Source organism: Nonomuraea sp. H19, assembly GCF_052068215.1.
GTDB lineage: Bacteria > Actinomycetota > Actinomycetes > Streptosporangiales > Streptosporangiaceae > Nonomuraea.
Map to the genome: position 1 here is coordinate 1 of NZ_JBQHCV010000005.1, position 14,409 is coordinate 14,409.

General features: G+C 70.9%; 14 protein-coding genes. 8 read left to right on the top strand and 6 right to left on the bottom strand.

The annotated features are described in order from the left end of the window. Positions 1-4 precede the first annotated feature (4 nt). The 3 genes from ACTMTI_RS11710 (at position 5) to ACTMTI_RS11720 (ending at position 2,183) form a co-directional block, all read left to right on the top strand. Positions 5-88 (top strand): universal stress protein, encoded by an 84-nt coding sequence (locus tag ACTMTI_RS11710; RefSeq protein ID WP_441120733.1) that lies wholly within the window; start codon positions 5-7, stop codon positions 86-88. Between the two features lie 159 nt (positions 89-247). Then, positions 248-622 carry a hypothetical protein gene (locus tag ACTMTI_RS11715; protein WP_441120286.1) on the top strand — a complete coding sequence of 125 codons (375 nt, stop codon included), beginning with the start codon at positions 248-250 and terminating at the stop codon, positions 620-622. 91 nt (positions 623-713) lie between these two features. Continuing rightward, positions 714-2,183 carry a DUF2079 domain-containing protein gene (locus tag ACTMTI_RS11720; protein WP_441120287.1) on the top strand — a complete coding sequence of 490 codons (1,470 nt, stop codon included), beginning with the start codon at positions 714-716 and terminating at the stop codon, positions 2,181-2,183. Positions 2,184-2,187: 4 nt separating this feature from the next. Here the strand turns inward: ACTMTI_RS11720 and ACTMTI_RS11725 are convergent, their stop codons facing one another. Further along, positions 2,188-3,273 (bottom strand): glycosyltransferase, encoded by a 1,086-nt coding sequence (locus tag ACTMTI_RS11725; RefSeq protein WP_441120288.1) that lies wholly within the window; start codon positions 3,271-3,273, stop codon positions 2,188-2,190. 38 nt (positions 3,274-3,311) lie between these two features. Between ACTMTI_RS11725 and ACTMTI_RS11730 the strand changes: the two genes are divergently transcribed. From ACTMTI_RS11730 to ACTMTI_RS11740, 3 genes are all read left to right on the top strand, one after another. Further along, complete coding sequence (locus ACTMTI_RS11730) at positions 3,312-4,130, top strand: PIG-L deacetylase family protein (RefSeq protein WP_441120289.1); 819 nt, start codon at positions 3,312-3,314, stop codon at positions 4,128-4,130. 50 nt (positions 4,131-4,180) lie between these two features. After that, positions 4,181-5,242: a lysylphosphatidylglycerol synthase domain-containing protein gene (locus ACTMTI_RS11735; protein ID WP_441120290.1), complete on the top strand. Its 1,062-nt coding sequence runs from the start codon at positions 4,181-4,183 to the stop codon at positions 5,240-5,242. Positions 5,243-5,305: 63 nt separating this feature from the next. Then, a complete protein-coding gene (locus ACTMTI_RS11740; RefSeq protein WP_441120291.1) occupies positions 5,306-8,716 on the top strand; it encodes a BTAD domain-containing putative transcriptional regulator in 3,411 nt (1,136 codons plus the stop codon). On the opposite strand, the gene ACTMTI_RS11745 is transcribed toward ACTMTI_RS11740, so the two are convergent. After that, positions 8,685-9,188: a hypothetical protein gene (locus ACTMTI_RS11745; protein ID WP_441120292.1), complete on the bottom strand. Its 504-nt coding sequence runs from the start codon at positions 9,186-9,188 to the stop codon at positions 8,685-8,687. The genes ACTMTI_RS11740 and ACTMTI_RS11745 overlap by 32 nt on opposite strands. 151 nt (positions 9,189-9,339) lie before the next feature. On the opposite strand from ACTMTI_RS11745, the gene ACTMTI_RS11750 reads away from it, so the two are divergent. After that, a complete protein-coding gene (locus ACTMTI_RS11750) occupies positions 9,340-9,858 on the top strand; it encodes a DedA family protein (RefSeq protein WP_441120293.1) in 519 nt (172 codons plus the stop codon). Here the strand turns inward: ACTMTI_RS11750 and ACTMTI_RS11755 are convergent. Further along, on the bottom strand, positions 9,855-10,091 hold the full coding sequence (locus ACTMTI_RS11755) for a YegP family protein (protein ID WP_441120294.1): 237 nt from the start codon (positions 10,089-10,091) through the stop codon (positions 9,855-9,857). The two genes, ACTMTI_RS11750 and ACTMTI_RS11755, sit on opposite strands and share 4 nt — an antisense overlap. Before the next feature lie 63 nt (positions 10,092-10,154). Between ACTMTI_RS11755 and ACTMTI_RS11760 the strand changes: the two genes are divergently transcribed. Beyond that, positions 10,155-11,000: a D-alanyl-D-alanine carboxypeptidase family protein gene (locus tag ACTMTI_RS11760; protein WP_441120295.1), complete on the top strand. Its 846-nt coding sequence runs from the start codon at positions 10,155-10,157 to the stop codon at positions 10,998-11,000. A gap of 90 nt (positions 11,001-11,090) precedes the next feature. Here ACTMTI_RS11760 and ACTMTI_RS11765 read toward each other — a convergent pair whose 3' ends face one another. The 3 genes from ACTMTI_RS11765 to ACTMTI_RS11775 all read right to left on the bottom strand — a co-directional run bounded on the left by ACTMTI_RS11765 (position 11,091) and on the right by ACTMTI_RS11775 (position 14,391). Continuing rightward, positions 11,091-12,638 (bottom strand): sulfatase family protein, encoded by a 1,548-nt coding sequence (locus tag ACTMTI_RS11765; protein ID WP_441120296.1) that lies wholly within the window; start codon positions 12,636-12,638, stop codon positions 11,091-11,093. 154 nt (positions 12,639-12,792) lie between these two features. Continuing rightward, on the bottom strand, positions 12,793-13,599 hold the full coding sequence (locus tag ACTMTI_RS11770; RefSeq protein WP_441120297.1) for a TrmH family RNA methyltransferase: 807 nt from the start codon (positions 13,597-13,599) through the stop codon (positions 12,793-12,795). Between the two features lie 21 nt (positions 13,600-13,620). Continuing rightward, the gene (locus ACTMTI_RS11775) at positions 13,621-14,391 is read right to left on the bottom strand and encodes a DUF4184 family protein (protein ID WP_441120298.1); all 771 of its coding nucleotides are present in this window, start codon (positions 14,389-14,391) and stop codon (positions 13,621-13,623) included. Positions 14,392-14,409 lie beyond the last annotated feature (18 nt).

Sequence of the window (14,409 nt, forward strand, 5' to 3'; positions counted from 1 at the left end):
GCTGCTGCTCGGCAGCACGTCGGATCGGGTGCTGCACCACGCCCACCGCCCGGTCCTGGTGGTGCCCGCCCCGAAGACCGCTACCTGAGCGGCTCTTCCCCCACGCGCCGTTCTGTTGGCTCCATCAAGCCTGCAGGGCTTTACGCCTACTTGCTTGACGCCAGTGGTGTTAGTGGGGTGCAAGTGACGGTCAAGGACTGCACCATAATGTTCCCTTCGTTCGCAATACCTACGAAGGGCACAGAAAATGACACCCCCTCGTCGTCGTCTGGCCGTCGCGGCCGCGACGCTTACCCTTGCCGTCCTCACCACCGCCTGTGGTGCCCTGGGCCAGGCCGTTGACTGCAACTCCGCGGCCACCGAGGCCAGCAAGATCATGACCGATTGGAGCTCCGAGGTCAGCAGCAACGCGACCGACACGAAGGCCGTCGGCACGGCTTCGAAGACCGCGGCCACCAAGACCAAGGAACTCGCCGGCAAGCACGACGGCGAAGTCGCCGCCGCACTGAACGATCTCGCCGCCGGGTTCGAGTCGATGGAGTCGGGCCAGCTGGAAGGCGTCTCCGAGTTCACGGGCAAGATGAACGGCTTCTCCCAGAAGATCACCGCCGCCTGCACCTGATGGGGCCCGCGGTCGCCGTTCCGCCTGTGGGGGGCAGGCCGGGGCGGCGGCCGCGTTACGTTCGGGCGGATTCGTTCTAGTCTTGCTGCCCGTGACGGGTGACATGATCGCGGCGCGACCGGGGGCGAGCGCCGCTGCCGCCTGGCGGCGGATCCGGCTGACAGGCCACCGCGGATGGGTGGGCGCGATCGCGCTGCTCGCCGCGGTGGCCTACGCCGTGCTGGGGCTGGTCAGGCTGACCGCCTACCGGGCCACCACGTTCGACCTGGTGATCGTGGACCAGGCGGTGCGCAACTACGCCGCCTTCCGCCCGCCGTACATCCCGGTGGTGGGCATGTTCCACGGGCGCGGCATGGACTATCTCCAGATCGCCGACCACTTCTCGCCCATCTACGCGGTGCTGGCGCCGCTCTACTGGATCCACGACGGGCCGGGGACGCTGATCGTGGCGCAGGCGGTGCTGTTCGCCGCCGCCATCCCCTTCCTGTGGCGCTACACCAGGCGGGTGCTGGGCGTCGTGCCCGCCTATCTGGTCTCCGTCGCGTACGCGCTGTCGTGGCCCGTGGCGCAGGCGGTCGCGTTCGACGCGCACGAGGTGATGTTCGTCCCCGTGCTCACCGCGATCATGATCGAGCGCTACCACGCCGGCAAAGTGCTGCCGGCGTTCCTGGCGATGCTCGGGCTCCTCCTGGTCAAGGAGGACATGGGGCTCATGATCGTCGGCGTCGGGCTGTGCCTGTTCGTCATGGGCGACCGGTGGCGCGGCGTGCTGTGCGCGATGTTCGGCCTCGGCGCCGTGCTGCTCATCCGCGGCCTGGTGACCTCGGTCTTCGGGGGCGAGGCGAAGGATTTCTGGGCCTACGGCCACTTCGGGGAGAATCTTCCGGACGCGGTCCTGGGGATCGTCCGCGATCCGCTCGCCGCCCTCCTGCTGTTGTTCAGCGAGGAGGCCAAGGTCGACACGCTGTTCCTGCTGGTGTGGCCGACGCTGCTGTTGTGCCTGCTGTCGCCGCTGTCGCTGGCGGCGCTGCCGCACGTGCTCGAACGCATGCTGGCCGACCGTTCTCAGTGGTGGCAGGCCGACTTCCAGTACAGCGCGTTCACCGTGGTGATCCTGTTCTGCGCGGGCGTGGACGGGCTGGCCAGGCTGCTGCGGTGGGCCGAGCGCTCCGACGACCCCGCGCTCAAGCTGGCCTGGTCGGCGGCGGCCTGCGCGATCGCGCTCACGCTGATCCCCAAGTTCGCGCTGGACCAGCTCTACCATCCGGCCTTCTACAAGGAGCCCAAGGCGGCCGCCGCCGCCGAGGCGGTGAGCAAGGTCCCCGCGGGCGTCACCGTCGAGGCCGTCAACTCGATCGGCCCCGCGCTGACCTCGCGCGCCACGGTCCTGCTGTGGTCGCCCACCACGCACGGCGCGCCGTGGGTGGTGGCCGACACGGCCCGCTGGGAGTTTCCCTTCGGCTCGCTCGACGACCAGCTCGCCAAGGTCAACGAGCTCCAGGGCCAGGGCTACGTGAAGGTCTTCGACCGCGACGGCTACGTCGTCCTGCGCCGCGGCTGACCGTCTACAGCCTGGCCCGTGCCTGCTCGTAAGCCCGCTCGAACCCGGCGAGCACCGTGGGCCACGAGCCCGCCGCGGGCGGCGTGGACCGGTTGTGGGCGGCGATGGACTCGCGCAGCCCGGCGTCCACGCACAACCGGGCCACCGCGCGGGCCAGGTCGCCGAGGGTGCGGCCGAGCAGCCCTTCTGTGCCGTTCTTGACGAAGTCGGCGACCCCGCTCTGCGCCCTGGCCACCACGGGCAGCCCCGCGGCGCGCGCCTCCAGCGCCGCGATGCCGAACGACTCGCGCGGGGCGGGCGCAACGAAGACGTCGGCCGACTCCAGGACCTTGGCGATCTGCTCCCTGGTGTAGCGGCCCGGCAGCGAGACCCAGCCGGTCATGCCGTGCCGGGCCAGAAAGCGTTCCATCTGGCCGCGAGCCGGACCGTCGCCGACGATGGTGGCTCGCATGGGGATCCGGGCGGGGACACGGGCGCGCGCCGCCTGAAGGAGCTTCAGCAGGCGTACGGGGTGCTTGCGCGGCGCCAGCCGGCCCACGGCCACGATGTGCACCTCCTCCCGCCGGTCCGGCGTGCCGGGCGCGGGCGCCCAGCCGGACAGGTCGATGCCGTTGGAGACCACGCGCACGGGCACGCCGGGCCCGGCCACCGCGCGGATGGGCGCCGCGGCGGCGTTGCTGACCGTGGTGGCCACCAGTCCCCAGCGCTGCCAGCCGTACGCCAGCCGCAGCAGCCGGTAGATCCCCCGCGTGACCGGGTCCCACATGCTGTGCACGGTGACCACGCACGGCACCCCCGCCCGCGCGGCGGCCCGCACGCCCATCCAGGCGAACGGCGAGACCGCCCCCGTGTGCACGTGCACCACGTCGGGACGCGAGGAGGTGAGCCGGCGAGTGAGATGCCCCACGCCGAACGGGTGGACGGGCAGGTCGAACGGCATCCTGGCGACGATCCTGTGCACCCCCGGCAGCGGCTCGCCCCTGGTCGCCGTGGCCACCGACACTTCGTGCCCGGCCTCCCGCTGCATGCGCACGAGATCGGCCACTTGGACCTCGATCCCTCCGAGTCGCGGCAGGTAACAGTCACTCACGTGAAAGATCCGCACCCCTCCCAGACTAATCTGGGCGTGTGCCTCCACGTACCGCTGTGTTCTTCCACGCTCACCCCGACGACGAGGCCCTCCTGACGGCGGGCACCATGGCGATGCTCGCGGCCGAGGGGCACCGCGTGGTGCTCGTGGTGGCCACCGCGGGCGAGCGCGGCCTGGCCGAGATGGAGCCCGGCGAGGCGCTGGGCGAGACCAGGCTCAAGGAGCTCTACGAGTCGGCCGCGGTGCTGGGCTGCGCGCGCGTCGAGTGCCTCGGTTACGGCGACTCGGGGCTGAGCCCCAAGGGCGGGAGCGCCGAGGAGCGGCCCGACAACGCCTTCATCGACGCCGACACCGAGGAGGCGGCCAAGGCGCTGGCCGCGATCCTGCAGGAGGAGGAGGCCGACCTGCTGTCGATCTACGACCCGGCGGGCGGCTACGGGCATCCCGACCACGTGCAGGTGCACCGGGTGGGCAAGCGGGCCGCGCAGATCGCCGGCACCGAGATCGTGCTGGAGGCGACGGTCAACCGGGATCCGCTGGTCAGGCTGCTGCGGCTGGCGGGCCGGTTCTACAAGTTCCCGCCGGAGTTCGACCCGCGGGCGTTCGAGAGCGCGTACTCGCCGGGCGAGGCCATCACCCACCGAGTGAATGTCCGGAAATTCACGAAACAGAAGCGTGCCTCCATGGCCGCGCACACCTCCCAGGCCAGCGGCGGCGACAGCGACCGCACGCTCGCCGTCATGCTGAAGGTCCCCGGCCCGCTCTACCGCCTCGTCTTCGGCACCGAGTGGTACGTCCGCCGCGACCTTCCCCCGGGGACCCGTCTACGTCATCCTTTCGAGCAGTGGCCAAAGTAATGCTTCCGGACGAAGTGGCCCATCGCCGCTAACCGGCAGACTGGACACCGATGAAGAACAAGTGGCTGCAGATCGCCCTTTCCGTGCTGTCGCTCGGGCTGGCCGTGCTGCTCGTGGTCTACCTGCCGCAGATCGTGCGGACCCTCACCGGCAAGCCCGTCTCCTGGACGCAGATCGGCGCCGTGTTCGGCACGATGGGCGCGGGCGAGATCGCCCTGATGGCCGCGTTTTGGCTGCTGAGCCTGCTGGCCTACACGTTCGTGCTGACCAACTCGCTTCCCGGGCTCAACAACCTGCAGGGCCTGACGCTCAACGCGGCGGGCAGCGCGGTGAGCAACCTGCTGCCGTTCGGCGGCGCGGTGGGGGTGGCGCTGTCGTTCGCGATGACCAGGGGCTGGGGCTTCGGCAACCGGTCGATCGTGGTCATGACGCTGGTCAGCGGCATCTGGAACACGTTGTTCAGGTTCGTCCTGCCGGCCATCGGGATCATCGCGCTGCTGATGGCCGGCGTGGCGCCCAACGGGACGGTCGCCAACGCGGGCTGGACGGGCGCGATCTCGATCCTGGTGCTCTGCGCGATCATGGCCGTCGCGCTCTACTGGGACCGCGCCGCCGTCCTGCTCGGCCGCGCCCTCGACGCGATCACCCGGCTGCTACGCCTGAAGATCCACGCCTCCGAGGCGTTCCACCGGCTGCGCGCCGACACCGCCGGGGTGGTCAGGACCCGGTGGCCGGGACTGTCGCTCGGCATGATCTTCTTCCTCGGCTTCCAGTGGGCGATCATGGCGACCTGCATGTACGCCACCGGCGCCTGGCCCGGCCTGGCCCAGTCGATCGCCGTCTTCGCCCTGTCGCGGGTGCTCACGAGCGCCGTGATCACGCCCAGCGGGGCGGGGATCATGGAGAGCGGCGTGGCGGCTCTGTTGATCACCGCGTTCGCCATCCCCGAGGCGCCGGCGATCGCGACCGCACTGCTTTTCGGCTTCTGGACTTACACTATCGAGATCCCGTTCGGTGGCCTGGCTCTGGGCGCTTGGGCGCTGCTGCGCAGGCGCAACAGCCGGAACGCCGGTACGGAATCCCCGTCCGCGATATCGAAGGCCCCCCAGTGACAATCCCAAACCCATCAAAGACCTTGTGCCTGATTCACAGGCCCGCATAGCGTGGCGGCTGACATGGTGGCGTTCCGAGTTCTGGGGCCAGTCGAGGCGTACGAACACGACGACGAACTCGACCTCGGCGGGTTGCGGCAGCGTGCCGTCCTCGCCCGACTCCTCGTGGCCAGGGGTCAGGTCGTTCCGGTCGACACGCTTCTTTACGACTTGTGGGACGACGATGCGGCCAAGGGCGCGCAGTCGGGCCTGCAGGTCTACATCTCGCGCCTGCGCCGGGTGCTCGAGCCGGGCCGCCCGCGCGGCGGGCCCAACCGGCTGCTGGTGACGGTCGCCTCCGGCTACGCGCTGCGGGTGGCCTCCGAGCAGGTCGACGCGCTCAGGTTCGAGCAGCTCGTCCGCGCGGCGGGCGAGCACCTTGAGGAGGGCGATCCGCAGTCGGCCCGCGGCCGCCTGGAAAAGGCGCTGGGCCTGTGGCGCGGCACCCCCTACTCCGACTTCGCCGACCAGCCGTGGGCCGAGGCCGAGGTCAACCGGCTGACCGAGCTGCGCCTGGTGGCGCGCGAGCGGCACGCCGACACCAGGCTGCGGCTCGGCCTGCACGCCGAGACCGTGCCCGATCTGGAGGCGCACACCACCGAGCAGCCGCTGCGCGAGGAGGGCTGGCGGCTGCTGTCGCTCGGGCTCTACCGCTGCGGCCGGCAGGGCGACGCTCTGGGCGCGCTGCGCAGGGCCAGGAACATCCTGGCCGACGAGCTCGGCATCGACCCGGGCCCGGCGCTGCGCAAGCTGGAGTCCGACATCCTGGCCCAGTCGCCGGAGCTGGAGCTGGTCGCCGCCCCGCGGCCGGCGCGGCCGGCGCCGGTCACCGACACCTGGCCGCCCCGGCGGGCCACGCCCGTCGAGCCGCCGCCGCTGGAGCCGGAGCCCTTCGTCGGCCGCGACGCCGAGCTGGCCAGGCTGACCACGGCGGCCTCGCGCACGGGCAGGTTCCAGGTCGCGATCGTGACCGGGGTGGCGGGTGCGGGCAAGACCACGCTACTGCGCCAGCTCGAAGGCAGGCTGGGGAGCGACGGCTGGATCACCTCCTCCGGCGCCTGCCCCGACTCCAGCGCCACGCCGCCGGGGTGGGCGTGGGTGGAGATCCTGCGCTCGCTCGTCGGCATGACAGGCGCGGGCGAATACGCGCAGCTGCTCGCGCCGCTGCTGGACGACGCCGTGCCGGATCCCGACGAGGACGAGGTGTCCGGCGGGTTCCGCCTGCACCGCGCGGTCGGCGGCTACCTGGCCGGGGTCGCACGCCGGGCGCCGGTGCTGCTGACGCTGGAGGACCTCCACTGGGCCGACGACCAGACGCTCGCCTTATTGCGCGCGCTGCCGAGCCTGCTGGCGACCAGCCGGGTGCTGCTCGTGGTGACCTGCAGGGAGAGCGAGCTCGACGACCGCCAGTCCGACGTGCTGGCCGCGCTGGCCAGGCTGGGGCCGCTCCGCGTGAGCCTGTCGGGGCTCGATCCGAAGGCCGTGGCCGAGCTGGTCAGAGCCACGTGCGTACGCGAGATCGACGAGGACGCGGTCGAGTCGATCGTCGAGCGCACCGGCGGCAACCCGTTCTTCGTCCGCGAGACCGTACGCCTGCTCGACTCCGAGGGCGCCGCCGCCCGGACCACCGCCACCGAAGTGCTCTCCCAGGTGCCCTCGGGCGTGCGGGACGTGCTGCGGCGGCGCATCTCGCGGCTGCCCGCGGGCGCGCAGCAGATCCTGCTGCAGGCCGCGGTGATCGGCCGGGACGTCGACCTCGACGTGCTGATCGCCGTGGCGGGCGACGAGGACGCGGTGATCGAGGCGGTCGAGGCGGCGCTGCTGGCCGGACTGGTGACCGAGCCTGGTCCGGGCCTGCTCAGGTTCGACCATGACCTGGTGCGCGACACGATGTACTCCGATGCCTCCCGGCTGCGCCGCACCCGGCTGCACGCGGCCGTGGCGGCGGTCATCGAACAGCGCACGCCGTCCGACGTGGCAGCGCTGGCCCACCACTACTTCCTGGCCGACGCGGCCGGGAAGGCCGTGCACTACGCGGGCCTCGCGGCCGAGCAGGCCGAGCGGCGCTTCGCCCACCGCGAGGCGGCCACGCTGTGGGAGCAGGCCATCGCGGCGTTCGACCGTTCCCGCAACGAGGAGCCCCGGAAAGACAAGCAGGGCGGCGAGCAGGAGCCGGAGCGGGCCAAGGAGCGGCTGCGGCTCATGCTGCGCCAGATCAGGGCGCTGGCCCTGTGCGGCGACATGACGGCGGCGCGGCTGCTGCGCCGCCAGGCCATGGACGCCGCGCTGCCGCTGGGCGACCTGGAGATCACCGCGAAGGTGGCGGCGTCGCTGGCCGTGCCGCACAAGGGCATGGCGCGCGACTTCACCCGCACCGCGTGGGAGATCGTGGACGTCACCGAGCGGGCACTCATCGAGTTGCCGGCCGGTGAGCAGCGGCTGCGGGCGAGTCTGCTGACGACGCTCGCCCTGGAGCTGGAGGGCTCCTCCTCGCCCGAGCGCGGGCGGCAGGCGTCGCTGGAGGCGCTGGAGCTCGCCCGGCAGAGCGGCGACCCCGCGCTGATCGCGGCGGCGCTGAGCGGGCGGCTGCGGCAGTCGTACGACATCCCGGCCGTGGACACGCGCGAGAGCATCGGCAGGGAGCTGCTGGAGGTCGCCCAGCGCTCGGGGCAGATGGCCACGCAGGCGCTGGCGCACCTGGTGCTGCTGGAGTGCGCGGCGGCGCGGGGCGAGTTCGCGGTGGCCGACGAGCACGCGGCCGCCGCCGACGCGCTGGCCAAGCAGTACGACCTGTCGGCGCCGGCCGCGATCGTCGTCTGGTACGCCGGCCAGCGGCTGATGATCGCCGGCGACTACGCGGGCGCCGAGCGGGCCTACCGGGACGCGGCCAGGATGACCGCGCGGGCGGGCATGCTGGAGGGCCGCCAGGACCTGCCGCTGATCACGACGTTCTGCCTGCAGCTGGTGAACGGCCGGGCCGCGGAGACGGTCGAGCTGCTCGCCGCGGCCCACCATCGCGGCGCCAAGTGGACGCTCGACGCATACGCGCTGGCCCTGGCCTCGGCCGGGCACGTCAACGACGCCAAGGCCGTGGCCGCGACGCGTCCCCCGGTGCGCCCCGACTTCCTCTACGAGCTGGCGATGACCTGGCGGGCGCTGGCCGGGATGCTGCTGGACGACCGGGAGCGGATGGTCGACTGCTACGACAAGCTCAAGCCGTTCGCCGACCGGGTGGCGGGCGCGGGCACCGGCGTGGTGGCGCTGTGGCCCGTGGCGCTGACGCTCGGGGACCTCGCCATCCGCCTGGGGCAGCCGGACGCCGCGCGCGACCACTACAACAAGGCCCTGGAGGTGGCCGAGCGGGTCGGCGTGCCGCGCTGGGTGGAGGCGGCGCAGCGGTCGGTCAGCAGCTCACCTGGAAACGGTCGCTCGTGACGGTCTCGGCGCCGTTGACGGCCAGCTCGACGCGGTACCACCCGGGGTTGCCGGAGATCCGCGCCCGCCACTCGACGGTCTCCGGGGCGCCCGCGAAGCCGTCGTAGTCGACCAGATACGTGCGCCAGCTCTTGGTGACAGGGCTCCAGCGGGTGAGCTTCCAGGCGTACCGCACGCTCTGGGCGGGGCTGGTCACCACGGTGCGGGCCACGTACGTCTTGACGCATTCCGGGCCGGGCTGCTCGGTCACGGTGATGGTGCCGGGCCGGGCGGCGGCCGTCAGGTCTTCGGTGATGGTCATCTCGCGGGCCGACAGGGCGACGGTGGTGGCACGCGCGGGCTGGGTGGCGGATCCGGCGTTGCTGTAGGCGGAGAAGCCGACGTACGCGCTGGTGAACGCGAGGGCGGCCACGAACAGCTTGGCCGCGTTCGCGGTGCCACTCGCCAGGACGGCTGCGCTTCTGGTCGGCATCTTCAACACTCCTTTTGGCTCACCCATAGAGTGGGCCTGGGTGGTTGAGTCCTGGTTGTCGGCCGGTTGCGGAGGCTTGCAAGCGGGTGTGGCGCTCACTTGCACGCTGAATTAAGGTAAGGCTGACCTAAGGCTTCGGGAGGGTGACTCGATGATCGACGGGGACGATCTCGCGAGGCCGTTCTTCCTTGGCCTGCCCTACTGGCTGGTGGGCGTGATCCTGATCCTCGCCCTGTTCGGCGCGTTCCAGATCTACTACTGGGTCGGCCGCAAGCTCGGCGACAAGCTCTACGACTCGCGCGTCGGCGTCAAGCTGGGCCGCGAGCGGATCGCGAAGATCGAGCGGGTCGTCGAGAAGTGGGGCGCGCTGGCCGTCTACGGGTGCTTCTGGGTGCCCATGCTGCGGCACACGCTGCCGTGGGTGGCGGGCGCGCTGCGCGTGTCCTATCCCTGGTACGTGGTGGCGAGCGCGCTGGGCTGCCTGACCTGGGCGCCCCTCGTGTGGTTCGGCGCCACCGCGGCCGTGTGGGGCTTTCTGGAGCTGGCCGCGCGATCGCCTGTGACGGCGGCGGTCGTGGCGGTCGTGGCCGTCGCGGGCGCGGCCTGGTTCATGGCGCGCCGCAGGAGGAGGCGGCAACGCGCCGGGGACGAGAAGGTCCTGACCCCCTAATCTTCGCGGCTCTGGTCGTCGATCGTCGCCTCAGGAGCGTTCCTGCGTACCGTCTCGATGCCGTTCACGCAGGCGGCCTTGCTGGGATAGCCCTCGCCGACGGCGAGCGTCTGCCCGTTGTTCGCGACGAGCGCGAAACGGAACCCGCCCTGCCCGTCCTGGCTGATGATGAACCTGCCCGCCACGGCCGCCGCCCCCCGCCAAATCCGGATCCATGCATGATTTACCCCCATCTGATGGGACCTTATGGCGTAGTTCGGCAAACGAACCCTTGATCTGCTGCCAACATGTTGGTCATGCGTATCGCGGGATTGATCAGCTCCACCGTACTCGCCGTGCTTGTGGGGGTTTCCCAGCCGGCCGCCGCCACGCGGGCCGCGGACGCGCCGGCGGTGAAGGCCGCGTCGGCGTACGTGATCGACTCGGCGGGAACGGTCCACTTCAGCAAGCGGGAGACCCGGCGCGTTCCGGTGGCCAGCCTAGTCAAGGTCATGACGGCGTACGTCGTGCTGCGCGAGGCCCGGCTGAGCGACACGATCACGATCACCGCGACCGACGTCAAATACGCCGCCCGGGGCGGCGCCACCACGGCGGGACTGAAGAAGGGCGAGCGCCTGACCGTCAGGGACCTGCTGTACGGCCTCATGCTGCCCTCTGGGGCGGACGCGGCCAACGCCCTGGCCCGCCAGTACGGCCCGGGCAAGACGGCCTTCGTGGCCAAGATGAACCGCACCGCCCGCGCCCTCGGCCTGACCGACACCCGCTACACGAATGCCGACGGCATGCCCACGCCGGACAACGGCGGCTACTCGACGGCCGTGGACCAGGCCAAGCTGGCACAGCGGGCGCTGGCGAGCGACACGTTCAGGACCATCGCCGGGAAGAAGGTGTACGCGGTCGCCAAGACGTCCCTGCACCGGGCGCACACGTGGCGCAACTCGAACAAGCTGCTGTCGCAGGCCGAGGGCGTGCTGGGGGTGAAGACCGGCTACACGAACGCGGCCGGCTACTGCCTGATGTTCGCCGCCGACCGGAACGGGGAGCGGGTGGTGGGCGTGCTGCTCGGCGACCAGAACGAGCGCCGCTTCTCCACCGCCGAGCAGCTCCTCGACTACGCGGGCGAGCAGATCGCGGGCACCTGACGCGAGTTTTCGACCTCGCTTCTGGTCACGACGGCAGCGACGGTGCCGCCGCCCGCGACGGTCGGGCGACGGCGATCCGGCGTTGCGTCCTCAGCGCAGGTGGCCTGCGGCCCAGCAGTTCGGCGCACCGGGCTTCCCGCAGTTCGCGAGACCCTTGAGAATCTTGGCGAGGTCGGCCGTCCTCGCGTTGCCGGGGTCGTTGGTCTCCTGGTGAGGGTCGGTGACGGTGTTGTAGTACTCCGGCTTCGGTTCGCTGTCGTACTTGACGTAGAGCTCGTCCGCGGTGCGTACGGCCGCGTAGTCGGGCGCCATGGTGTTGCCCACCCGCATGGAGTCCGCGTCAGGGTCGGGGTCGCGGGGCGCGTGGGGGTTCTTCGGTTCGACATGCTCGATCAGGGCCGCATCGCGCCAGTCCGTGACCTTCTGGCCCTGGATGAGGGGCAGCAGGCTGCGGCCGTCGCGGCTGTCACGCGTGGCCGGGTCGATCCCGGCCATGTCGAGGAAGGTCGCGAACAGGTCCACGTTCTGGGCGATGGCCCCGGTCACGAGGTTGCCCGGCCGGCCCGCCGCCGGGCGCTTGACCAGCAGCGGAACGTGGACGTCATGGTCGTAGGCGGTGGTCTTGCCGCGGACCAGGCGGTGCTGGCCGAGGTGGAAGCCGTTGTCGCTGGTGAACACCACGTAGGTGTTGCTCTTCTCGCGCTCGCTCAGCGTCGACAGCACACGCGCCACCATGTCGTCGACCGACTGCACCATGCGGATCCGGTTGCGGAAGTCCTTGCGGAGCTCCCCGACCAGCTTCGGGGGGAGCGGGGCCCGCCGGACCCAGGAGGGCTTGTCGGCGGTGTCCTCGTTGAACGAGGGCAGCTTGGTCACGTCGATGCTCTTGCAGTCGGTGCCGCCGCAGTCGCCGTGCGGGAACTCGCCCGCGGGCCAGCGGGTCTTCGGCCGGTCGCGAGGTGCCGGCGCGAAGCGCGGCTCCTTGTCGCCCGGCTTGATGTCGACCCTGGCGTGCGGCGCGAACGGCGAGACCTGGAGGAAGAACGGCTTGTCCGGGGCCTGCTCGCGAGAGCGCTCGATGAAGTCGACCGCGCGCTTGGCGAGCTCGTCCACCAGGTACGTGCCGTCGGAGGGGTCGCGCGGCTTCGCGCCGGCCGGCGTCTGCTCCTTGATGTACCGGGTGAGCTTGTACTTGAACTCGTTGTAGCCGCCGGCGGCCGCCACGTGCCACTCGTCCCAGCCGGCCGGCACCCGATAGCGGGCGTTCACCCGGTATTCGTTGATGTACTTGCCGAGATAGCCCGTACGGTAGCCGGCCTGGTTCAGTGCGACGGCGTACGTGCGGCCCTCGTGCGGCTTGAACGCCTCGTAGCCACCCCTGTCCCAGCCCTGGTTCGTACGCACGCCGGTGTTGTGCGGGAACTGGCCGGTGAACATGGAGGCCCGCGACGGGCAGCAGAGCGAGTCGGACACGTAGTAGTCGGTGAACGTGGTCCCTCCGTCGGCGAGGCCGCGCACCGTGTCCATGTATTGGAGCAGCTCGGCCGACATGTCGTCGACCAGGAAAAAGATGATGTTGGGGCGCTCGGGCTTGGACACCGTCGCCGCGCCGGCCGGCATCGCCGCCGTCACCATCATGGTCAAAACCAGGACGACGGTCGATACCAACCGGACTTTCACACTTCTGGACAAAACTTGCCTTACCGCAGGAGGAGCTCAGGGTCGCGGTGAAGAGTAATGCCCCACTTGGCGAATTATCAACCGTTTTGTCCGAATTGGCTAACTGGCAGTGTCAGCGGCGCATCAGTCCGTGGCAGGCGATCGCGGCGGCGGCCACCACGTTGAGGGAGTCCACGCCCGCGGCCATCGCCGCCGCGCTCATCGGGATGCACACCGCCTCGTCGGCCTCCTCCAGCCAGTGGGAGGACAGGCCGTCCCCTTCGGAGCCGAGCAACAGCGCGACCCGATCCGCCAGCTTGACGGCGTCCATGGGCGTGGCCGTCTGGTCCGGGGTCAGGGCCAGCGTCTGGAAGCCCGCCGCCCGCACCTGCGACAACCCCTCGAACCAGTCCTCCATCCGTGCGTACGGGATGGAGAACACCGCACCCATCGACACCTTCACCGCACGCCGGTAGAGCGGATCGGCGCACCGGGGCGACAGCAGGATCCCCTCCACCCCCAGCGCGGCGGCACATCGGAAGATCGCCCCGACGTTGGAGTGGTCGACCAGGTCCTCCAGCACCAGCAGTCGCCGCGCCCCGCCCTTGAGCAGGGTGTCGACGGCAGGCAGCGGCAGGCGTTCCATCGAGGCGAGGGCGCCGCGGTGGATCTGGAAGCCCGCGATGCCCGACATGATCTCCTCGCTCACGACGTAGACGGTCGCGTCGCCGAGGACGTCCGCCAGCGCGGTCAGCCAGCGGGGCGTGGTCAGAACCGAACGGATCGGGTAGCCGGCGCCGATGGCGCGCCTGATCACCTTCTCGCCCTCGGCGAGGAAGAGGCCGCGCTCGGCCTCCAGGCTCTTGCGCAGTTCCATGTCCCGCAGCCGGGTGTAGTCGGACAGGCGCGGGTCGTCGGTGTCGGCTATGTACTCGAGCACGTTCTGATACTGCCAGGCCGGTCATGTGCCTTCGGATGCGGCCATGCGCCGCCTGACCTGCCAGACCGCCGCATAGCAGGTGAGCACCAGGCACAGGCCGATCACCGTGCCGGCGCCGGTCTTGGTGATCACGCTCGGCAGGCCCAGCTCCGGGCTGGGCTCGTCCACCAGCGGCCACAGGAACGCCCCCGCCACAATGCCCACCGAGCACAACGCCATGACGGAGCGCCGCAGGCGCGGGCCGATCCGCAGCCGGTCCGGCACGGGCGCCGAGGGCATCCGCGACAGCCCGCGCCACCCCCACCACACCACCACGGCCAGCCCGATCACGGACGAGACGTACTGCAGCAGGCGGAAGAGCCTGATCACCCCGAAGACGGACACGGACAGCCAGGGGCCCCACTCATATGGGCCGGTGGAGTGGGTGAAGGAGTCCCACACGACGTGTGAAGCCGCGCCGATCACGGCCCCGGCCGCCATGGGGAGGAGCGCGAGCCGCGAAGGGGCCAGGTTCGCGGCGCGCCCCGCCAGGGACGACGGCAGCAGGGAGATCAGGGGATCCCTGAAAACGGCGTGGAACAGCGGCACCAGCACCAGTACGGCCAGCAGGTCGATGGTGACCACGCCGAGCCAGGAGTGCCAGTTGCTGTAGTCGGGCAGGAACGGCAGGAAGATCGGCAGGTCCGGGACCATCGCGCCCACCGCCAGCGCCCACGGGTCGACGTAGCGGCGCACGCGCGGCGAGGCGATCAGCGGCACCACGGCGGCTATGTGACTAGGTGTAAACGGCACGACCCTCTCCCCCCGGAC

Coding starts and splice junctions, on each gene's coding strand:
- ACTMTI_RS11765 (WP_441120296.1), bottom strand. CDS start 12,638: ATGATGGTGACGGCGGCGATGCCGGCCGGCGCGGCGACGGTGTCCAAG.
- ACTMTI_RS11750 (WP_441120293.1), top strand. CDS start 9,340: ATGATCGACGGGGACGATCTCGCGAGGCCGTTCTTCCTTGGCCTGCCC.
- ACTMTI_RS11755 (WP_441120294.1), bottom strand. CDS start 10,091: ATGGGGGTAAATCATGCATGGATCCGGATTTGGCGGGGGGCGGCGGCC.
- ACTMTI_RS11735 (WP_441120290.1), top strand. CDS start 4,181: ATGAAGAACAAGTGGCTGCAGATCGCCCTTTCCGTGCTGTCGCTCGGG.
- ACTMTI_RS11760 (WP_441120295.1), top strand. CDS start 10,155: ATGCGTATCGCGGGATTGATCAGCTCCACCGTACTCGCCGTGCTTGTG.
- ACTMTI_RS11745 (WP_441120292.1), bottom strand. CDS start 9,188: ATGCCGACCAGAAGCGCAGCCGTCCTGGCGAGTGGCACCGCGAACGCG.
- ACTMTI_RS11715 (WP_441120286.1), top strand. CDS start 248: ATGACACCCCCTCGTCGTCGTCTGGCCGTCGCGGCCGCGACGCTTACC.
- ACTMTI_RS11740 (WP_441120291.1), top strand. CDS start 5,306: ATGGTGGCGTTCCGAGTTCTGGGGCCAGTCGAGGCGTACGAACACGAC.